13 protein-coding genes and 3 rRNA genes are annotated in these 20,374 nt (G+C 66.4%); 6 read left to right on the plus strand and 10 right to left on the minus strand.

The genetic code is table 11. The features are described from left to right. Position 1: 1 nt before the first annotated feature. Together mtrA and mtnA are read right to left on the minus strand one after the other, a co-directional pair. Complete coding sequence (mtrA, locus tag OG734_RS17290; RefSeq protein WP_330288396.1) at positions 2-691, minus strand: two-component system response regulator MtrA; 690 nt, start codon at positions 689-691, stop codon at positions 2-4. Between the two features lie 8 nt (positions 692-699). After that, positions 700-1,845: an S-methyl-5-thioribose-1-phosphate isomerase gene (gene mtnA / locus OG734_RS17295; protein ID WP_330288397.1), complete on the minus strand. Its 1,146-nt coding sequence runs from the start codon at positions 1,843-1,845 to the stop codon at positions 700-702. Between the two features lie 137 nt (positions 1,846-1,982). On the opposite strand from mtnA, the gene OG734_RS17300 reads away from it, so the two are divergent. From OG734_RS17300 to OG734_RS17320, 5 genes are read left to right on the plus strand one after another with little or no spacing between them, the layout of a single operon-like run. Beyond that, positions 1,983-3,314, plus strand: coding sequence for a hypothetical protein (locus OG734_RS17300; protein WP_330288398.1), 1,332 nt, complete (start codon positions 1,983-1,985; stop codon positions 3,312-3,314). 4 nt (positions 3,315-3,318) lie between these two features. Then, a complete protein-coding gene (locus OG734_RS17305) occupies positions 3,319-4,098 on the plus strand; it encodes a DUF4129 domain-containing protein (RefSeq protein ID WP_330288399.1) in 780 nt (259 codons plus the stop codon). Continuing rightward, positions 4,095-5,297 (plus strand): DUF4350 domain-containing protein, encoded by a 1,203-nt coding sequence (locus OG734_RS17310; RefSeq protein ID WP_330288400.1) that lies wholly within the window; start codon positions 4,095-4,097, stop codon positions 5,295-5,297. The genes OG734_RS17305 and OG734_RS17310 overlap by 4 nt, the downstream gene beginning before the upstream one ends. Continuing rightward, the gene (locus OG734_RS17315; RefSeq protein ID WP_443064868.1) at positions 5,294-6,286 is read left to right on the plus strand and encodes an AAA family ATPase; all 993 of its coding nucleotides are present in this window, start codon (positions 5,294-5,296) and stop codon (positions 6,284-6,286) included. Before OG734_RS17310 ends, OG734_RS17315 begins: the two co-directional genes overlap by 4 nt. Beyond that, complete coding sequence (locus OG734_RS17320; RefSeq protein ID WP_330288401.1) at positions 6,286-7,596, plus strand: DUF58 domain-containing protein; 1,311 nt, start codon at positions 6,286-6,288, stop codon at positions 7,594-7,596. The genes OG734_RS17315 and OG734_RS17320 overlap by 1 nt, the downstream gene beginning before the upstream one ends. A 121-nt stretch (positions 7,597-7,717) precedes the next feature. On the opposite strand, the gene rrf is transcribed toward OG734_RS17320, so the two are convergent. The 4 genes from rrf to OG734_RS17340 form a co-directional block, all read right to left on the minus strand. After that, positions 7,718-7,834: ribosomal RNA gene (rrf, locus tag OG734_RS17325) — 5S ribosomal RNA — on the minus strand. 92 nt (positions 7,835-7,926) lie between these two features. After that, positions 7,927-11,047: ribosomal RNA gene (locus OG734_RS17330) — 23S ribosomal RNA — on the minus strand. A gap of 321 nt (positions 11,048-11,368) precedes the next feature. Beyond that, positions 11,369-12,895, minus strand: a 16S ribosomal RNA gene (locus tag OG734_RS17335). Together the 16S, 23S and 5S rRNA genes form the textbook arrangement of a ribosomal RNA operon. Positions 12,896-13,472: 577 nt before the next feature. Beyond that, on the minus strand, positions 13,473-14,480 hold the full coding sequence (locus tag OG734_RS17340) for a stage II sporulation protein M (RefSeq protein WP_330288402.1): 1,008 nt from the start codon (positions 14,478-14,480) through the stop codon (positions 13,473-13,475). A 128-nt stretch (positions 14,481-14,608) separates the two neighbouring features. On the opposite strand from OG734_RS17340, the gene OG734_RS17345 reads away from it, so the two are divergent. Next, on the plus strand, positions 14,609-15,559 hold the full coding sequence (locus OG734_RS17345; RefSeq protein ID WP_330288403.1) for an RDD family protein: 951 nt from the start codon (positions 14,609-14,611) through the stop codon (positions 15,557-15,559). Here OG734_RS17345 and OG734_RS17350 read toward each other — a convergent pair. From OG734_RS17350 to manA, 4 genes are all read right to left on the minus strand, one after another. Beyond that, complete coding sequence (locus tag OG734_RS17350; RefSeq protein WP_330288404.1) at positions 15,556-16,173, minus strand: hypothetical protein; 618 nt, start codon at positions 16,171-16,173, stop codon at positions 15,556-15,558. The two genes, OG734_RS17345 and OG734_RS17350, sit on opposite strands and share 4 nt — an antisense overlap. 163 nt (positions 16,174-16,336) lie before the next feature. Next, positions 16,337-17,794 carry an adenosylhomocysteinase gene (gene ahcY / locus OG734_RS17355; RefSeq protein ID WP_330288405.1) on the minus strand — a complete coding sequence of 486 codons (1,458 nt, stop codon included), beginning with the start codon at positions 17,792-17,794 and terminating at the stop codon, positions 16,337-16,339. A 270-nt stretch (positions 17,795-18,064) separates the two neighbouring features. Next, positions 18,065-19,042 (minus strand): cation diffusion facilitator family transporter, encoded by a 978-nt coding sequence (locus OG734_RS17360; protein ID WP_330288406.1) that lies wholly within the window; start codon positions 19,040-19,042, stop codon positions 18,065-18,067. A 169-nt stretch (positions 19,043-19,211) separates the two neighbouring features. Beyond that, entirely contained in the window at positions 19,212-20,363 is a 1,152-nt protein-coding gene (gene manA / locus OG734_RS17365) for a mannose-6-phosphate isomerase, class I (RefSeq protein WP_330288407.1), read from the minus strand. Between the last annotated feature and the right edge of the window lie 11 nt (positions 20,364-20,374).

A 20,374-nucleotide genomic window follows, 5' to 3' on the forward strand; every position in this document is an offset into this window, starting at 1 on the left:
GTCAGCTCGGTCCGGCCTTGTAACCGACGCCACGGACGGTCACCACGATCTCCGGCCGCTCCGGGTCCTTCTCGACCTTGGAGCGCAGCCGCTGCACATGAACGTTGACCAGCCGGGTGTCCGCCGCGTGGCGGTATCCCCAGACCTGCTCCAGAAGCACCTCCCGCGTGAACACCTGCCACGGCTTTCGCGCGAGCGCCACCAGCAGATCGAACTCCAGAGGCGTCAGCGCGATCGACTGCCCGTCCCGCTTCACAGAGTGACCGGCGACGTCGATGAGGAGGTCGCCTATGGTCAGCTGCTCGGGCGCCGGCTCCTCCGACCGCCGCAGCCGCGCTCGGATCCGGGCTACCAGCTCCTTCGGCTTGAACGGCTTCACGATGTAGTCATCGGCACCCGACTCCAGGCCCACGACGACATCGACGGTGTCGCTCTTGGCCGTGAGCATCACGATCGGTACCCCGGACTCCGCCCTGATCAGGCGGCACACCTCGATGCCGTCCCGGCCGGGAAGCATCAGGTCCAGGAGCACCAGATCGGGCTTGGACTCACGGAAAGCGGCCAGCGCCTTGTCGCCGTCGGCTACGAAATACGGCTCAAAACCTTCACCACGCAACACAATGCCGAGCATCTCGGCCAGTGCGGTGTCGTCATCGACGACAAGGACTCGTCCCTTCATAAACGACATCATCCCATTAACTAAATCGTTATCTGTCGTGACCTGTCACACAGCTCTGCCAGCGCCTCAGCCGTCACGGGCGAAACAGCACCCGCTTCGGTGACGATCGCCGTCACCAACTCGGGAGGCGTCACATCGAACGCCGGGTTGTACGCCTGGGTCCCCAGGGGTGCCACCGGAATCCCGCCTCCCGCTTCCACTCCCGCCACCGGCACCTGAGGTGCGGCAATCTCCGTCACCTCATGTCCGGCACGCTGTTCCACCTCGATGGACGCCCCGTCGGGGGTGTCCGGATCCACCGTCGTCACCGGCGCCACCACGATGAACGGCACGTGGTGGTACCGGGCCAGCACGGCGAGCGGATAGCTCCCCACTTTGTTCGCCACCGATCCGTCGGCCGCGATCCGATCGGCCCCGATCAACACCGCGTCCACCCTGCCCGCGGCGAACAGGGAGCCCGCCGCATTGTCCGTGAGCAAGGTGTACGCCATTCCGCTGCGCGCCGCCTCATATGCCGTCAGGCGAGCACCTTGCAGCAACGGACGCGTTTCGTCCACCCAGAGCCTGCGCAGCCGCCCCGCCCGGTGTGCCGCCAGTGCCACCGCGAACGCCGTCCCCTCACCACCCGACACCAGCGATCCGGTGTTGCAGTGCGTGAGCAGCCGGTGCCCGCCACCGGGCAGCAACTCGTCCAGCAGCGCCAGCCCGTGCACCGCCATCCGCGCGCTGGCCTCGGCGTCCTCCCGGTGCAGCGCCCGCGCCGCGGCCAGCGCAGCCCCAGCCGCCTGCTCCAGGTCACCGCCCCTGGCAAGCTCCGCCCGGTACGCCCCCAGGGCCCTGCGTACCCCCACAGCGAGGTTCACGGCGGTGGGCCGGGCCTGCGCCAGCGCGTCGGCCGCCTCGTCCACGTCGAAGCCGCGTGCGGCGGCGAGCGCGACACCGTACGCCCCCGCGATACCGAGCAGCGGCGCCCCGCGCACGGCCAGCGAACGGATCGCCGCCACCAGCGCGGGCGCGTCCGTACAGACCAGCTCGACCTCCTCGGCCGGCAGTCTCGTCTGATCGAGAAGGACCAGCACCGGACCCTCGGGAGGTTCCTCCCAGCGGATCGCCGGTATCTCGGTGGGCCTGTTGTCCTCGCGGGATTGCGCGTACTGATCACCCATCCACCCAGTCTGCCCCCTATCCGTCGGACAATTGAAGGTGTCCAGCCCATACAGGGGCCGATCCCCCCGCGCTCTCCCCATGGCACGATGGCTGCCAACCTGCCGCGAACGCGGACGGGCACCGTGAAGGAGCGACGATGAACGACACTCCGGGCTGGGCCTCGCCCGGATCTGCCCCCTCCGAAGGGCAGCAGCCCGGCGCGTCCGCCCCAGCCGACCGCCCTGACCCCGCGGAGCCCGCGGACCAGCCGCCCCCCGACACGACCGGCCCAGGCCCGAACTGGTCCCAGAAGCAGCCTCCGCCCGCCCAGTGGTCCGCCCCCACCGGCACCCAGGGCCCCGGCCAGGCCCCGCCCCCACCACCGCCTCCCGGCCCCGGCTGGGGCGGCGGCCCTGCTGGCGCCCCCGGAGGGTACGGCGGATACGGCCCGACCAGCGGCTACCCCGGCTGGGGAGGCAACTGGGGCGGCCCCCCGCCCGCGGCCAAACCCGGCGTGATCCCACTGCGCCCCCTCGGCGTCGGCGAGATCCTCGACGGTGCCGTCTCCACCATGCGCGCCTACTGGCGCACCGTGCTGGGCATTTCGCTCACCGTCGCGGTCGTCACGGAGATCGTCGCCGTCCTCCTCCAGGGATTCGTCCTGGACGACAGCACAAGCGTCGACACCCTCAACGACACGAGCGCCAGCCTCGACGAACTGAGCCGCGCCATGGGCAACGCCATGCTCAGCTCCGGCGTCATCTTCGTGATCTCCATCATCGCCACCGTCATCGCGACGGCGCTGCTCACGACCGTGACCAGCCGCGCCGTGCTCGGCAAGCCGGTGACCATCGGCGAAGCCTGGCGTGACGCCCGCCCTCAGATCCCGAAGTTGTTCGGCCTCATCTTCCTGCTGCTGCTCACGGTCGCCGCGGTCGTCGCCGTCGGCATCGCGCCGGGCATCCTCGTGGCTCTCACGGCTTCGAAGAGCGGCGGCGCGGCACTCGCCGTCCTGGGCGGCTTCGGCGCGAGCGTCGTCGCGCTGTGGCTGATGATCCGCTTCTCCCTGGCCTCGCCCGCACTGATGCTGGAGAAGCAAAGCATCATCAAGTCGATCGGCCGTTCGACAAAGCTCGTCCACGGCTCCTGGTGGCGGGTCTTCGGCATCCAACTGCTCGCCGCGATCATCGCGGGCATCGTCTCCTCCCTCGTCGTCGTCCCGTTCACCTTCATCGCCGCAGCCCTGACTGGAGAGGGCATCAGCAGCATCCTCGACGGCACGGGCGGCTTCGGCTGGACGTTCCTGATCGTCAGCGGCATCGGCTCGGTGATCGGCTCCACGATCACCTTCCCCATCACCGCGGGCGTGACCGTGCTCCTCTACATCGACCAGCGCATCCGTCGCGAAGCCCTCGACCTCGACCTGGCCCGCGCCGCCGGCGTCCAGGACCACGGCTCCGGCGCGGCGGGCGCCACACCGGGGAGCTGATGCGGTGAGCCTGACGGGGGGATTTCTCACTACGGTGCCGGCCCTGCCGCACACCGCCGAAGCGGCCGTACGAGCCCTGCTGCGCGCCGGCGACACCGCCGTACTGTCACTGGCGGCCGACGAACCGCCGGTGACGATCCCGCGTGATCCCGCGCGGGAGGCGGCCAGGCGCGAGCTGTCCAAGCGCATGTACCACGAGAACGACCCCGGCCTGCTCCAACGGGCCATGGACGCCCTCTGGGACTGGCTCGGCAGGCTGTTCAACGCGACCTCGACCGCGACTCCCGGAGGAGCCGTCGGGCTGATGGTGGTCCTCCTCGCCGTCGTCGCCGTGATCGGCGCCCTGTGGTGGCGCCTCGGCACCCCGCGCTCCGGCCCCACCTCCTCCGCCGTGCTCTTCGACGACCGCCCCCGCAGCGCCGCCGAACACCGCGCCGCCGCCGAGGCACACGCCGCCCAGGGCCACTGGAACCAGGCACTCCAGGAACGCATGCGCGCCGTCGTCCGCTCCCTGGAGGAACGCGCCCTGCTCGACGCCCGCCCCGGCCGCACCGCCGACGAGGCAGCCGCGGAAGCGGGCCGCACCCTGCCCACGCACACCGAACGCCTGCGCACCGCGGCCCGGGACTTCGACGACGTGACGTACGGCGGACGCACCGCGTCCCCACAGATGTACCGCCGGCTCACCGAACTCGACGACGACCTGGAGCGCACGAAACCGGCCCTCGCGAACAGCAGCGCCCCCAGCACGGCCCACAACGCCCGCCAGGGAGCCGCCGAATGAGCACCGAGGCCACGCTCCCGGCCACCACCTCGGCCTCGCCCACCGCACGCCAGGTGTGGACCCGCGCGCGAGGCGTCGTACTCGCGGTCGTTCTGCTCCTCGTGGGTGCCGTAACGATCGCAGTGATCAGCTCTGGCACTGAGCGCGGCGGCCTCGACCCGCGTTCCGCCGACCCCCGCGGCAGTCGTGCCGTCGCCACACTGCTCGCCGACCGGGGCGTGTCCACGCGCGTGGTCACCACCCTCGCCCGGGCGAGCGCCGCAGCCGACGCCGACACAACCCTCCTGATCGCGGTCCCCGACCTGCTGACCGACCGTCAACAGGACGAACTGCACACGGCGATGGCGAGCTCCGGCGGACGCACGGTCCTGATCGCCCCCAGCGGCCCGTCCATCGGGACACTCGCCCCCGGCGTCACCGCCGACCCCGCGATCAGCTTCGGCTCGAAACTCTCCCCGGACTGCGACCTGCCCGCCGCCAAACGCGCGGGCACGGCGGACACGGGAGGCTTCCGCTACGACACCACCGCCCCCGGCGCCGACGCGTGCTACCCGAGCAACGGCCTTCCCACTCTCGTGCGCGTGCCCGCGGCCACAGGGAACGGCGACACCGTCGTGCTCGGCGCACCCGACATCCTCTACAACGACCGTCTCGACGAGCACGGCAACGCCTCGCTCGCCCTCCAACTGCTCGGTTCCCGCCCCCACTTGGTCTGGTACCTCCCCTCGCTCTCCGACGACTCGCTCACCGACTCCGGCGAGCGCAGCTTCGTCGACCTGCTCCCTTCCGGCTGGCTCTGGGGCTCCCTGCAACTCTTCTTCGCCGCAGTTCTGGCCGCCTTCTGGCGGGCACGCCGATTCGGCCCCCTCGTACCCGAACCTCTCCCGGTGGCGATCCGCGCCTCCGAAACCGTCGAAGGCCGCGCCCGCCTTTACCGCAAGACCAACGCCCGCGACCGCGCGGCAGGCGCTCTTCGTTCCACCACCCGCACTCGCCTCGCCCCCCTCGTAGGCGTCCCCGTGCCCCAGGCACACGCGCCCGAGGCCCTGCTCCCCGCTCTGTCCGCCCACCTCCACGACCACGGAGACGGACAGTCCCTGCATTCCCTTCTCTTCGGCCCGCCGCCCGGCGACGACGCCGGCCTCATCTCCCTCGCCGACCAGCTAGACGCCCTCGAAAGAGAGGTACGCCGTCCATGATGGACCCGACCACTGACAACGCCGGGATCACCGGGGATCCGGGCACCGCCCGGGCCTCCCTGGAAGCCCTGCGCGCCGAGATCGCGAAAGCCGTGGTCGGCCAGGACCCCGCCGTGACCGGCCTCGTCGTCGCCCTCCTCTGCCGCGGACACGTTCTCCTCGAAGGCGTCCCCGGAGTAGCCAAAACGCTGCTCGTCCGGGCACTCGCCTCCGCACTCGAACTCGACACCAAGCGCGTCCAGTTCACTCCCGACCTGATGCCGAGCGACATCACCGGCTCACTCGTCTACGACTCGCGCACTGCGGAGTTCTCCTTCCAGCAGGGCCCGGTCTTCACCAACCTCCTCCTCGCGGACGAAATCAACCGCACGCCCCCGAAGACCCAGTCGTCCCTCCTGGAAGCCATGGAGGAACGCCAGGTCACAGTCGACGGCACCCCGCGCCCACTTCCCGACCCGTTCCTGGTCGCGGCCACCCAGAACCCGGTCGAGTACGAGGGCACGTACCCCCTCCCCGAAGCCCAGCTGGACCGTTTCCTCCTCAAGCTCACGATCCCCCTCCCCTCCCGCCAGGACGAGATCGACGTCCTGACCCGCCACGCCGAGGGCTTCAACCCGCGCGACCTGCGCGCCGCCGGCATACGCCCAGTCGCGGGTCCGGCAGACCTGGAAGCGGCCCGCGCGGCCGTCGCCAAGACGGCGATCTCCCCCGAGATCACCGCCTATGTGGTGGACATCTGCCGCGCCACCCGTGAATCCCCGTCCTTCGCGCTCGGCGTCTCCCCCCGAGGCGCCACCGCCCTCCTCGCGACATCCCGCGCCTGGGCCTGGCTGACAGGCCGCGACTACGTCATCCCCGACGACGTGAAGGCCTTGGCCCTGCCCACCCTCCGCCACCGCGTGCAACTCCGCCCGGAGGCCGAGATGGAGGGCGTAACGGCCGACTCGGTCATCAACGCGATCCTCGCCCACGTCCCCGTCCCCCGCTGATGGCCCTCACCGGACGCGCCGCCCTCCTGGCGGCCCTGGGCTCGATCCCCATCGGCATCTGGGGCCCCGGCTGGACAGGCATCCTCGCCGTGAATGGCCCCCTGGCCATCGCGTGCGCCTGCGACTACGCCCTGGCCGCCCCCGTACGCCGCCTCGGCCTCACCCGCTCCGGCGACACATCCGCACGTCTGGGCGAATCAGCGGACGTCACACTCACGGTCACCAACCCCTCCAACCGCCTGCTCCGCGCCCGCCTCCGCGATGCCTGGCCCCCCAGCAGCTGGCAGTCCGGCACCGAGGTGGAGGCCTCCCGCCACAGCCTGACGGTCCCCGTCGGCGAACGGCGCCGCGTCACCACCCGCCTGCGCCCCACCCGCCGAGGCGACCGCCAGGCCGACCGCGTAACGATCCGCTCGTACGGCCCCCTGGGCCTCTTCGCCCGCCAGGGCAGCCACCGGGTTCCCTGGGGGGTACGCGTCCTCCCCCCGTTCACCAGCCGCAAGCACCTGCCCTCGAAGCTCGCCCGCCTACGCGAACTCGACGGCCGCACCAGCGTCCTGACCCGCGGCGAAGGCACAGAATTCGACAGCCTGCGCGAATACGTCCCCGGCGACGACACCCGTTCCATCGACTGGCGCGCCACAGCCCGCCAGACCACGGTCGCCGTACGCACCTGGCGCCCCGAACGCGACCGTCACATCCTCCTGGTACTCGACACCGGCCGTACGTCGGCGGGCCGCGTGGGCGACATCCCCCGCCTGGACGCCTCCATGGACGCGGCCCTCCTCCTTGCAGCCCTCGCCTCCCGAGCCGGCGACCGTGTGGACCTCCTCGCGTACGACCGCCGGGTGCGCGCCCTGGTCCAGGGCCGCGCCGCAGCCGACGTCCTCCCGTCCCTGGTCAACGCGATGGCCACCGTGGAACCTGAGCTCATCGAAACGGACGCCCGCGGCCTCACGGCCACCACACTCCGTACGGCCCCCAGACGCTCCCTGATCGTCCTGCTCACCAGCCTCGACACGGCCCCCATCGAAGAGGGCCTCCTCCCCGTCCTCCCTCAACTGACCCAGCGCCACACAGTCCTATTGGCCTCGGTGGCCGACCCTCACATCGCAAAAATGGCAGCAGCCCGAGGAAACACAGAAGCGGTGTACGAGGCTGCGGCCGCCGCCCAAGCACAAACGGAACGTCATCGAACCGCCGAACAACTTCGCCGCCACGGCGTCACGGTTGTCGACGCAACTCCGGATGACCTGGCCCCGGCGCTGGCGGACACATATCTGGCCCTTAAGGCTGCAGGGCGCCTCTAAGTGGTGTCTCTCCTCGGAGGAGAGACACCACTTTTAATGAATTGTGAAACGCAGAGAAAGGCAGAGAAACGCAGAAAAGCCCCGTTCCGGTGTACCCGGTACGGGGCTTTTCGCAATATTTGTTCGGCGGTGTCCTACTCTCCCACAGGGTCCCCCCTGCAGTACCATCGGCGCTGTGAGGCTTAGCTTCCGGGTTCGGAATGTAACCGGGCGTTTCCCTCACGCTATGACCACCGAAACACGGTGAAACACATCAACCGCACCACACCCGTGACCTTGGGTGTGGGGTTGTTCGTGGTTTCAGAACCAACACAGTGGACGCGAGCAACTGAGGACAAGCCCTCGGCCTATTAGTACCAGTCACCTCCACCCGTTGCCGGGCTTCCAGATCTGGCCTATCAACCCAGTCGTCTACTGGGAGCCTTACCCCATCTAGTGGGTGGGAACACTCATCTCGAAGCAGGCTTCCCGCTTAGATGCTTTCAGCGGTTATCCCTCCCGAACGTAGCCAACCAGCCATGCCCTTGGCAGGACAACTGGCACACCAGAGGTTCGTCCGTCCCGGTCCTCTCGTACTAGGGACAGCCCTTCTCAATGTTCCTGCGCGCGCAGCGGATAGGGACCGAACTGTCTCACGACGTTCTAAACCCAGCTCGCGTACCGCTTTAATGGGCGAACAGCCCAACCCTTGGGACCGACTCCAGCCCCAGGATGCGACGAGCCGACATCGAGGTGCCAAACCATCCCGTCGATATGGACTCTTGGGGAAGATCAGCCTGTTATCCCCGGGGTACCTTTTATCCGTTGAGCGACGGCGCTTCCACAAGCCACCGCCGGATCACTAGTCCCGACTTTCGTCCCTGCTCGACCCGTCGGTCTCACAGTCAAGCTCCCTTGTGCACTTACACTCAACACCTGATTGCCAACCAGGCTGAGGGAACCTTTGGGCGCCTCCGTTACTCTTTAGGAGGCAACCGCCCCAGTTAAACTACCCATCAGACACTGTCCCTGATCCGGATCACGGACCCAGGTTAGACATCCAGCACGACCAGACTGGTATTTCAACGACGACTCCACAAACACTGGCGTGCCCGCTTCAAAGTCTCCCAGCTATCCTACACAAGCCGAACCGAACACCAATATCAAACTATAGTAAAGGTCCCGGGGTCTTTCCGTCCTGCTGCGCGAAACGAGCATCTTTACTCGTAGTGCAATTTCACCGGGCCTATGGTTGAGACAGTCGAGAAGTCGTTACGCCATTCGTGCAGGTCGGAACTTACCCGACAAGGAATTTCGCTACCTTAGGATGGTTATAGTTACCACCGCCGTTTACTGGCGCTTAAGTTCTCAGCTTCGCCACCCCGAAGAGTGACTAACCGGTCCCCTTAACGTTCCAGCACCGGGCAGGCGTCAGTCCGTATACATCGCCTTACGGCTTCGCACGGACCTGTGTTTTTAGTAAACAGTCGCTTCTCGCTGGTCTCTGCGGCCACCCCCAGCTCATGAAGTAAATTCAATCACCGGTGATGGCCCCCCTTCTCCCGAAGTTACGGGGGCATTTTGCCGAGTTCCTTAACCATAGTTCACCCGAACGCCTCGGTATTCTCTACCTGACCACCTGAGTCGGTTTAGGGTACGGGCCGCCATGAAACTCGCTAGAGGCTTTTCTCGACAGCATAGGATCATCCACTTCACCACAATCGGCTCGGCATCAGGTCTCAGACTCATGATGTGCGGATTTACCTACACACCGTCCTACACCCTTACCCCGGGACAACCACCGCCCGGGATGGACTACCTTCCTGCGTCACCCCATCACTCACCTACTGCAGGTCTGGTCCGCCGGCTCCACCACTCCCCTTGCCCGAAGGCTCCGGGGCGGCTTCACGGACTTAGCATCGCCTGGTTCAATGTTTGACGCTTCACAGCGGGTACCGGAATATCAACCGGTTATCCATCGACTACGCCTGTCGGCCTCGCCTTAGGTCCCGACTTACCCTGGGCAGATCAGCTTGACCCAGGAACCCTTAGTCAATCGGCGCACACGTTTCCCACGTGTGTATCGCTACTCATGCCTGCATTCTCACTCGTGAACCGTCCACCACTAGCTTCCGCTGCAGCTTCACCCGGCACACGACGCTCCCCTACCCATCCCAACGGGCGTTGGCCCTATTGCTGGAATGACACGACTTCGGCGGTACGCTTGAGCCCCGCTACATTGTCGGCGCGGAATCACTAGACCAGTGAGCTATTACGCACTCTTTCAAGGGTGGCTGCTTCTAAGCCAACCTCCTGGTTGTCTGTGCGACTCCACATCCTTTCCCACTTAGCGTACGCTTAGGGGCCTTAGTCGATGCTCTGGGCTGTTTCCCTCTCGACCATGGAGCTTATCCCCCACAGTCTCACTGCCGTGCTCTCACTTACCGGCATTCGGAGTTTGGCTAAGGTCAGTAACCCGGTAGGGCCCATCGCCTATCCAGTGCTCTACCTCCGGCAAGAAACACACGACGCTGCACCTAAATGCATTTCGGGGAGAACCAGCTATCACGGAGTTTGATTGGCCTTTCACCCCTAACCACAGGTCATCCCCCAGGTTTTCAACCCTGGTGGGTTCGGTCCTCCACGAAGTCTTACCTCCGCTTCAACCTGCCCATGGCTAGATCACTCCGCTTCGGGTCTTGAGCGCGCTACTAAAACGCCCTATTCGGACTCGCTTTCGCTACGGCTTCCCCACACGGGTTAACCTCGCAACACACCGCAAACTCGCAGGCTCATTCTTCAAAAGGCACGCAGTCACGACTGTATGTGCAAGCACATACAGCGACGCTCCCACGGCTTGTAGGCACACGGTTTCAGGTACTATTTCACTCCGCTCCCGCGGTACTTTTCACCATTCCCTCACGGTACTATCCGCTATCGGTCACCAGGGAATATTTAGGCTTAACGGGTGGTCCCGCCAGATTCACACGGGATTTCTCGGGCCCCGTGCTACTTGGGTGTCTCTCAAACGAGCCGTTAATGTTTCGACTACGGGGGTCTTACCCTCTACGCCGGACCTTTCGCATGTCCTTCGCCTACATCAACGGTTTCTGACTCGTCTCACGGCCGGCAGACCGTGAAAGAGAGATCCCACAACCCCGCACACGCAACCCCTGCCGGGTCTCACACGTATACGGTTTGGCCTCATCCGGTTTCGCTCGCCACTACTCCCGGAATCACGGTTGTTTTCTCTTCCTGCGGGTACTGAGATGTTTCACTTCCCCGCGTTCCCTCCACACACCCTATGTGTTCAGATGTGGGTGACAGCCCATGACGACTGCCGGGTTTCCCCATTCGGAAACCCCCGGATCAAAGCCTGGTTGACGACTCCCCGGGGACTATCGTGGCCTCCCACGTCCTTCATCGGTTCCTGGTGCCAAGGCATCCACCGTGCGCCCTTAAAAACTTGGCCACAGATGCTCGCGTCCACTGTGCAGTTCTCAAACAACGACCAACCACCCGTCACAACCCGCCGAAGCAGATCTTTACCGGGGTCGGCACTGAAGGCAGCCGTTACCGGCCGTACCCTCAGACACCCAACAGCGTGCCCGACCCGTCCCCGCCCGGAGATCATGCTTTCCACGCCCTCTTGCGAGAGCAGTACTTGCAGCCTCCGACCCGTGAAACCGGCCGAATAATCAACGTTCCACCCATGAGCAACCACCGCCGGACGTATGCCGACGTAATGGCCCTGGACCACCAGGACATACCTGGCGGCCTAGATACTCCTTAGAAAGGAGGTGATCCAGCCGCACCTTCCGGTACGGCTACCTTGTTACGACTTCGTCCCAATCGCCAGTCCCACCTTCGACAGCTCCCTCCCCGTGAGGGGTTGGGCCACCGGCTTCGGGTGTTACCGACTTTCGTGACGTGACGGGCGGTGTGTACAAGGCCCGGGAACGTATTCACCGCAGCAATGCTGATCTGCGATTACTAGCAACTCCGACTTCATGGGGTCGAGTTGCAGACCCCAATCCGAACTGAGACCGGCTTTTTGAGATTCGCTCCGCCTCACGGCATCGCAGCTCATTGTACCGGCCATTGTAGCACGTGTGCAGCCCAAGACATAAGGGGCATGATGACTTGACGTCGTCCCCACCTTCCTCCGAGTTGACCCCGGCAGTCTCCTGTGAGTCCCCATCACCCCGAAGGGCATGCTGGCAACACAGAACAAGGGTTGCGCTCGTTGCGGGACTTAACCCAACATCTCACGACACGAGCTGACGACAGCCATGCACCACCTGTACACCGACCACAAGGGGGCGCCTGTCTCCAGACGTTTCCGGTGTATGTCAAGCCTTGGTAAGGTTCTTCGCGTTGCGTCGAATTAAGCCACATGCTCCGCTGCTTGTGCGGGCCCCCGTCAATTCCTTTGAGTTTTAGCCTTGCGGCCGTACTCCCCAGGCGGGGAACTTAATGCGTTAGCTGCGGCACCGACGACGTGGAATGTCGCCAACACCTAGTTCCCACCGTTTACGGCGTGGACTACCAGGGTATCTAATCCTGTTCGCTCCCCACGCTTTCGCTCCTCAGCGTCAGTAATGGCCCAGAGATCCGCCTTCGCCACCGGTGTTCCTCCTGATATCTGCGCATTTCACCGCTACACCAGGAATTCCGATCTCCCCTACCACACTCTAGTCTGCCCGTATCGAATGCAGACCCGGGGTTAAGCCCCGGGCTTTCACATCCGACGCGACAGACCGCCTACGAGCTCTTTACGCCCAATAATTCCGGACAACGCTTGCGCCCTACGTATTACCGCGGCTGCTGGCACGTAGTTAGCCGGCGCTTCTTCTGCAGGTACCGTCACTTTCGCTTCTTCCCTGCTGAAAGAGGTTTACAACCCGAAGGCCGTCATCCCTCACGCGGCGTCGCTGCATCAGGCTTTCGCCCATTGTGCAATATTCCCCACTGCTGCCTCCCGTAGGAGTCTGGGCCGTGTCTCAGTCCCAGTGTGGCCGGTCGCCCTCTCAGGCCGGCTACCCGTCGTCGCCTTGGTGAGCCACTACCTCACCAACAAGCTGATAGGCCGCGGGCTCATCCTGCACCGCCGGAGCTTTGAACCCACCCCCATGCGAGGGAAGGTATTATCCGGTATTAGACCCCGTTTCCAGGGCTTGTCCCAGAGTGCAGGGCAGATTGCCCACGTGTTACTCACCCGTTCGCCACTAATCCACCCCGAAAGGCTTCATCGTTCGACTTGCATGTGTTAAGCACGCCGCCAGCGTTCGTCCTGAGCCAGGATCAAACTCTCCGTGAATGTCAACCCGTAATCGGGTCACACCACGAGAGCGGAACAGTCAAGCGGAATAAGCCCGACCGTTCACAGCGTCCTCGCTGTGTTTACTACTTCAAAGGAACCTCGCCCTCCCGAACGGGAGAGACGGGGTATCAACATATCTGGCGTTGATTTTTGGCACGCTGTTGAGTTCTCAAGGAACGGACGCTTCCTTCGTACTCACCCGAGAGACTCTCTCAGGCTTTCCTCCGGGCAGTTTCCCTTCGGTCTTGCTGTCTTGCGTTTCCGACTCTATCAGACCGTTTCCCGATCCGATTTCCTCGGTGCTTTCCAGGTTTCCGCTTTCGCGTTTCCCTTTCCGGCGACTCCGACTTTATCAGAAGTTTTTGGCCGGACTGACCGGCCGCTCGTTCCTGAGATTCATCGGGATGTGGCCCTCAAGAATCCAAGTTCTCGAGAAACCAACAGATTTTTCACGGTTGCCACCGAACCTGTCGGGCTCTAGGCAACTGCTCTAATCTACCTCCCCACTCGCTCCGCGTCAACGGTGCTTGTGGGGCGAAGAGGAGACTAGCAGCCCGGTCGCTGTGTCCGCACATCAGGCAGCGGTGGGGACTGCGGCGCTCCTCTCGGCCGCTTCAAGGTCGCCCGTCTCGCCGGCGCGTGCCGCGCGACCACCGAGGACATACACGTACGCGAGGAAGGCCAGTTCGGCGACGACCCCGATCGTGATGCGGGCCCATGTGGGCAGGCCGGACGGGGTGACGAAGCCTTCTATGGCGCCTGAGACGAAGAGGACCAGAGCCAGGCCGATCGCCATTCCCACGGCTGCTCGTCCTTCCTCGGCCAGCGCTGTGCGGCGGGAACGCGGGCCCGGGTCGATGACGGTCCAACCGAGGCGGAGGCCCGTACCGGCGGCTACGAAGACTGCGGTCAGTTCCAGGAGGCCGTGCGGCAGGATCAGGCCGAGGAAGGTGTCGAGTCGGCCGGCCGAGGACATCAGGCCGAAGCCGACGCCCACGTTGAGCATGTTCTGGAAGAGGATCCAGATGACCGGGAAACAGAGGAAGACTCCCAGGACCAGGCACAACGCGGCCGCCTGAGCGTTGTTCGTCCACACCTGAGCGGCGAAGGATGCGGCGGGATGGCTGGAGTAGTACGTCTCGTATTCGCCACCGGGGCGGGTGAGGGCGCGCAGTTCGTCGGGGGCCGCTATGGAGGACTGCACCTCGGGGTGCGTGCCTATCCACCAGCCCAGGAGAACCGCCACGGCCGTGGAGATGAGCGCGGTGGGGACCCACCAGTGGCGCGATCTGTAGACCGCCGCGGGGAAACCGTGCGTGAGGAAGCGTGTGACGTCGCGCCAGGAGGCACGGCGGGTTCCTGTCACGGCACTGCGCGCGCGTGCCACCAGTTGGCTGAGCCGGCCGGTCAGCTGGGGGTCCGGGGCGCTCGACTGGATCAGCGAGAGGTGGGTGGCGGTGCGTTGGTAGAGGACGACGAGTTCGTCGGCCTCGGCTCCGGTGAGGCGGCGCTGGCGGCGGAGCAGTGCGTCCAAGCGGTCCCACTCGGCTCGGTGGGCGGAGGCGAAGACGTCGAGGTCCATCGGTTTGCCTGCTCCTCGGCTGTTCGTCGACTGCACGTCGTGGGTGACGGTTTGTCGTACTGGGGCACGATGCCCCTTCAGCTTGGCAGACTGGCGGTTCCAGGGGCAGGTCAGGAAGGACGGCAGGCGTGAGTGAGCTGGTTACGGGCGAGGCGGTGGCGCTGGAGCTGCGCCCCGCGAAATTGCCCAGCAGGGCGCTCGCCGTGTTGCTCGACCTTGTTGTGGTCGGGTTGGTGTACACCGCCGTCACCATTGTGCTGGTCATATCCACGGCTTCACTGGACGAGGCGGCGCAGGCCGCTCTCGCCGTCGCCGCATTCGTTCTGGTGCTGGTGGGCGCGCCGATCGCGGTGGAGACCCTCAGCCATGGACGATCGCTCGGGAAGATGGCGTGCGGTCTGCGGGTGGTGCGGGACGATGGTGGGCCGATCCGGTTCCGGCATGCGCTGGTGCGGGGTGCGGTCGGTGTGGTCGAGATTCTGATCACGTTCGGGGTGGTGGCCTGTATCGCCTCGCTCGTGTCGGCGCGGGGACGGCGGCTCGGTGACGTCGTCGCGGGCACGCTCGTCGTACGGGAGCGAGTGCCCGTCGGTCGGAGCGCCTTCGTTCCTCCCCCGCCGCCATGGTTGTCCGGACGGTTCGCGGAACTCGATCTGTCGGCCGTGCCCGACGGGTTGTGGCTGGCCGTACGTCAGTATCTGACGCGTATGCGGCAGCTGGATCCGCAGGTGGGCTGGGCCATGGCCGAGCGGCTCGCCTCCGAGGTGGCGGCGCGTACGGGGGCTCCGGCGCCACAGGGTGTCCCGCCGGCGGCCTATCTCGCGGCTGTGGTGCAGGAGCGGCAGGTGCGGGAGGCTCGGCGGGCGTTCGGGAGCGGGGCGGCGGCCGTGCGGCCCGGGGTGCCTGGTGCGTTCGGGGCTCCGGCGCCGCAATCACTGGCTGCGGCTTCTTATCCGCCTGCCGGCGTTCCCTATCCTGCGGCTGCCGAAGCTGTCGTCCCCGTCCCGGTCGTCGAAGGTGCGCCGCCGGACCAGGCAGGCGATCGCCGCTCCTCCGGTGGGTTCGCGCCGCCTGCCTAGTCGGCGAACGTCGACGGCGGGGACTCGAGGTGTTCCAGCTCGATGCCCGGTGCGGCGAGGACCACGTCGCCGGCGATGTGTACAGCGCGCTGTTCGCCCGTGTCCAGGGCTGTGACCTGGTATTCGTCCACGGTCAGGGGGCCGTTGTCAGTGGCGTGTGCTTCTCTTTTCACCAAGGCCCAGGACTGGTCCACGGTGCGGGGGGCGAGGACCGGGTCCGTGAGGGCGACGAGGCGTACGCGAGTCGCAGTGGCGGAGGGGGTGAGGCGCAAGAGACGGGCGGTGGCGACCAGAAACGCGGGGGATGCGCCGGTGAAGGCATGGGCGCGGACGTTGCCTTCGGTGGCGTGGGCGCCGGTGGGGTCGGTGCGTACCCAGGTGACACCGTCGAGCGCGGCACCGCGGACCTGCCAGCTCGCCGCGTGGAGTTCTAGGCGGATCGGACGGCCCAGGTCGTCGAGGGTGAGGTCGACGGAGCCGCTGTGGCCGCCCGAGGGGGCGGTCAGTTGGGAGACATAGCGCCAGCCGGAGGGGCCGGGGGCGCAGTGGAAGTGTTCTTCTGCGAGGGGGGTGTGATCGTGCGGATCGTGGAGCGAATAGCGGCCTCGGGGCATGGGGGTCCTGGGTTCTTCGGGCTGTCGCTTGGGCCTTCGAGCCTCTGAGCCTCGGCAAAGGGGCAGGCCCCCGGCACGGGGGTGCGGGGGCCTGCCTCGGAGGTCCTGCTGGTGGTGAGCGCGTCAGTGCACGGATGTGCTCACCACTGGCGGGGGTGCCGGCTCAGTAGCGGTAGTGGTCCGACTTGTAGGGGCCCTCGACCTCGACACCGATGTACGAGGCCTGCTCGGGGCGCAGCGTCGTCAGCCTCACGCCGAGCGCGTCGAGGTGGAGACGGGCGACCTTCTCGTCGAGGTGCTTGGGCAGCACGTAGACGTCGGTCGGGTACTCGTCGGGCTTGGTGAACAGCTCGATCTGGGCCAGGGTCTGGTCCGCGAAGGAGTTGGACATCACGAACGACGGGTGACCGGTGGCATTGCCCAGGTTCAGCAGGCGGCCCTCCGACAGCACGATGAGCACCTTGCCGTCGGGGAACTTCCAGGTGTGGACCTGCGGCTTGACCTCGTCCTTGACGATGCCCGGGATCTTCGCGAGGCCGGCCATGTCGATCTCGTTGTCGAAGTGGCCGATGTTGCCGACGATCGCCTGGTGCTTCATCTTGGCCATGTCGCTGGCCATGATGATGTCCTTGTTGCCGGTGGTGGTGATGAAGATGTCGGCCTTGTCGACGACGTCGTCGAGGGTCGCGACCTGGTATCCGTCCATCGCGGCCTGGAGCGCGCAGATCGGGTCGATCTCGGTGACGATCACTCGGGCGCCCTGGCCGCGCAGGGACTCCGCGCAACCCTTGCCCACGTCGCCGTAGCCGAAGACGACCGCGGTCTTCCCACCGATGAGGACGTCGGTGGCACGGTTGATGCCGTCGATCAGGGAGTGGCGGCAGCCGTACTTGTTGTCGAACTTCGACTTGGTGACGGCGTCGTTGACGTTGATCGCCGGGAACAGGAGGGTGCCGTCGCGCTGCATCTCGTACAGGCGGTGGACGCCGGTCGTGGTCTCCTCGGTCACGCCGCGGATCTCCGAGGCGAGCTGGGTCCACTTCTGCGAGCCGTCGGTGATGGTCCGGTCGAGGAGTTCGAGGACGACGCGGTGCTCGTCGGACTCGGCGGTGTCGACGGAGGGGACCTTGCCGTCCTTCTCGTACTCGACGCCCTTGTGGACGAGCATGGTGGCGTCGCCGCCGTCGTCCAGGATCATGTTCGGGCCGCCGGTGGGGGTGTTCGGCCAGGTCAGGGCCTGCTCCGTGCACCACCAGTACTCTTCCAGGGTTTCGCCCTTCCAGGCGAAGACCGGGATGCCCTGGGGGTTCTCGGGGGTACCGTTCGGGCCTACCGCGATGGCGGCGGCCGCGTGGTCCTGGGTGGAGAAGATGTTGCAGGACACCCAGCGGACCTCGGCGCCCAGGGCGACCAGGGTCTCGATCAGGACGGCGGTCTGCACGGTCATGTGCAGCGAGCCCATGATTCGGGCGCCGGCCAGCGGCTGGGTCGCGGCGAACTCCCTGCGGATCGACATCAGGCCGGGCATCTCGTGCTCGGCGAGGGTGATCTCCTTGCGGCCGAACTCGGCCAGGGAGAGATCTGCGACCTTGAAGTCCTGTCGGTTGTCGACAGTCGTCATTACGGGCTGCTCCTCAAGGTTGGGGCGAGGTGTATACGGCTGGTCTGCGCGACGGCGGACACAGGGTGCCCGAAGAGGACACAGGCATGCCCGAGTGCGCGCAGCGCAGTCCGTCGGAGGCCCTCTCTCCCTCGGTCGGTCCGTGCTGGGACCGCCCGACCGCCATCAGCAGCGACGTCTGGCTCCGTCCCAAGCTACACCTGTCGGCCCGACCGTCCCCAGTCCGCCTACGAACACATCAGGACAGATCAAGACCCAGTGGAGGGAAACTCAGTGGCCGACGGGCTGGGCCGGGCCGCCCGGGGTTGCCTCGCGGTCGGGGCCCTTGGCCGCGTCCTTCTCGCTGTAGATGTCCGGTTCCAGGTAGATGACGCGGGCGATCGGGACGGCGGCGCGGATACGGGACTCGGCGGCGTTGATCGCGGTGGCCACCTCGGCGGCGGTGTCGTCGTGCTGGACGGCGATCTTGGCCGCTACCAGGAGTTCCTCGGGGCCGAGGTGGAGCGTGCGCATGTGGATGATGCCGGTGACGGTGTCGCCGTCGACGATCGCCTTCTCGATCTTCACGACCGCTTCCGCACCGGCGGCCTCGCCCAGCAGCAGTGACTTGGTCTCGACGGCCAGGATCAGCGCGATCAGGATGAGCAGGATGCCGATGCAGAGGGTGCCGATGCCGTCCCAGACGCCGTCGCCGGTGGCGAGGGCGAGGCCGACACCGCCGAGGGCCAGGACCAGGCCGACGAGCGCACCGAGGTCCTCCAGGAGGACGACGGGCAGTTCGGGGGCCTTGGCGTGGCGGACGAATTCCTTCCAGGACTCGCTGCCGCGCAGGGGGTTGGACTCCTTGATGGCCGTACGGAAGGAGAAGCTCTCGGCGATGATTGCGAAGACGAGGACGCCCACCGGCCAGTACCAGTGCTCGATCTCGTGCGGGTGCTTGATCTTCTCGTAGCCCTCGTAGATCGCGAACATGCCGCCGACCGAGAAGAGCACGATGGAGACGAGGAAGGCGTAGATGTACCGCTCGCGGCCGTAGCCGAAGGGGTGCTGCGGGGTTGCCTCGCGCTGGGCCTTCTTGCCGCCGAGGAGGAGCAGGCCCTGGTTGCCGGAGTCGGCGAGCGAGTGCACGGATTCCGCGAGCATCGACGACGAACCGCTGAAGAGGAACGCCACGAACTTCGCTGCCGCGATCGCGAGGTTGGCGCCGAGTGCCGCCACGATCGCCTTGGTTCCGCCTGACGCGCTCATGTGTTCGCGTTGTCCCTTCGTACGTTCGCTGTCCCGGGCTTTGCCCGCCCTTTGCCGGTGGGCCATTGTTGCAGCCCCCTCCGACAACGACCCGTCAGGCTGTCACACAGGCCCTGGCAACCAGTGCCCGGGATGCGCTCGAACAGTCTCCGGCAGTCTCCGGGCGGTGTCAGACGACGACTGTCGCCCGGAACACCGTGCCGGGGCCGGACACTTCGGTCTTCTCGTTCGCCGGTACGAAGACCGACCGGCCCGGGGCGAGTTCGATGTCTCCGGTACGGACCGAGCCTGCCGTGCAGAGCAGGATCTGCGGGGTCGGGAGAGTGAGGTCGCGGGCGGGCGCGGTCTGCGGGAGGACGTAACGGGACAGGCGGAACTCGTCGATGGGGGTGTCGTAGACCTCCTCACCGTCGGCGGAGGCCTCCGGGCGCAGTACGCCGGGGTCGCTCGCCTCGAAGCGCACGATGCGCAGGAGTTCGGGGACGTCGACGTGCTTGGGCGTCAGACCGCAGCGCAGGACGTTGTCGGAGTTGGCCATGATCTCGACGCCGAGGCCGTTGAGGTAGGCGTGCGGGATGCCCGCGCCGAGGAACAGGGCCTCGCCGGGCTGGAGTCGGACGTAATTGAGGAGCATCGCGGCGATGACGCCCGGGTCGCCGGGGTAGTGGTGGGCGATGTCCGCGTAGGGGGCGTAGTCGCCGCCGAGGCGGGCGCAGGCGGTCGCGGCCTCGGTGACCGTGCGGGCCATGTCCTCGCGGTCCGCGCTGAGTACGGCCGTCAGTACCTCGCGCAGCGCCGACTCCTCCGGGTGGGCGCGCAGCAGGTCGACGTACGGCTTGAGGGAGTCGACGTCCAGACCCGCGAGGAGTTCGGCGGCCTGCGACGGGTCGCGGAAACCGCACAGGCCGTCGAACTCGGTGAGGGCGCAGATCAGTTCGGGCTTGTGGTTGGCGTCCTTGTAGTTGCGGTGCCCGGCGTCCACCGGGATCCCGCGGTTCTCCTCGTCCTCGTAACCCTCCTTCGCCTGGGCGAGGTTGGGGTGCACCTGGAGGGAGAGGGGGGCGCCGGCCGCGAGGATCTTGAGGAGGAAGGGGAGGCGGGGGCCGAATTTGGTGACGGCCGCCGCGCCGAGTTCGCCCTGCGGGTCCGCGTCGATGACCTCGACGAGCGTGCCGCGTCCGGTGCGCGAGGGGGCGCCGGGATGGGCGCCCATCCACATCTCCGCCTGCGGTTCACCGGTCGACTCGGTACCGAGGAGCGCCGGGATGGCGGTGGTGGATCCCCAGGCGTAGGGGCGGATGGTGTTGTCGAGGCGGTCCATACCGGTCTTTC

The sequence above is a fragment of the Streptomyces sp. NBC_00576 genome (genome assembly GCF_036345175.1).
GTDB lineage: Bacteria > Actinomycetota > Actinomycetes > Streptomycetales > Streptomycetaceae > Streptomyces.

What these genes read in the sequence shown, in the direction of transcription:
- mtrA (WP_330288396.1), bottom strand. Translation starts at nt 691, where the DNA reads ATGATGTCGTTTATGAAGGGACGAGTCCTTGTCGTCGATGACGACACC.
- mtnA (WP_330288397.1), bottom strand. Translation starts at nt 1,845, where the DNA reads ATGGGTGATCAGTACGCGCAATCCCGCGAGGACAACAGGCCCACCGAG.
- OG734_RS17300 (WP_330288398.1), top strand. Translation starts at nt 1,983, where the DNA reads ATGAACGACACTCCGGGCTGGGCCTCGCCCGGATCTGCCCCCTCCGAA.
- OG734_RS17310 (WP_330288400.1), top strand. Translation starts at nt 4,095, where the DNA reads ATGAGCACCGAGGCCACGCTCCCGGCCACCACCTCGGCCTCGCCCACC.
- OG734_RS17315 (WP_443064868.1), top strand. Translation starts at nt 5,294, where the DNA reads ATGATGGACCCGACCACTGACAACGCCGGGATCACCGGGGATCCGGGC.
- OG734_RS17320 (WP_330288401.1), top strand. Translation starts at nt 6,286, where the DNA reads ATGGCCCTCACCGGACGCGCCGCCCTCCTGGCGGCCCTGGGCTCGATC.
- OG734_RS17340 (WP_330288402.1), bottom strand. Translation starts at nt 14,480, where the DNA reads ATGGACCTCGACGTCTTCGCCTCCGCCCACCGAGCCGAGTGGGACCGC.
- OG734_RS17350 (WP_330288404.1), bottom strand. Translation starts at nt 16,173, where the DNA reads ATGCCCCGAGGCCGCTATTCGCTCCACGATCCGCACGATCACACCCCC.
- ahcY (WP_330288405.1), bottom strand. Translation starts at nt 17,794, where the DNA reads ATGACGACTGTCGACAACCGACAGGACTTCAAGGTCGCAGATCTCTCC.
- OG734_RS17360 (WP_330288406.1), bottom strand. Translation starts at nt 19,042, where the DNA reads ATGAGCGCGTCAGGCGGAACCAAGGCGATCGTGGCGGCACTCGGCGCC.
- manA (WP_330288407.1), bottom strand. Translation starts at nt 20,363, where the DNA reads ATGGACCGCCTCGACAACACCATCCGCCCCTACGCCTGGGGATCCACC.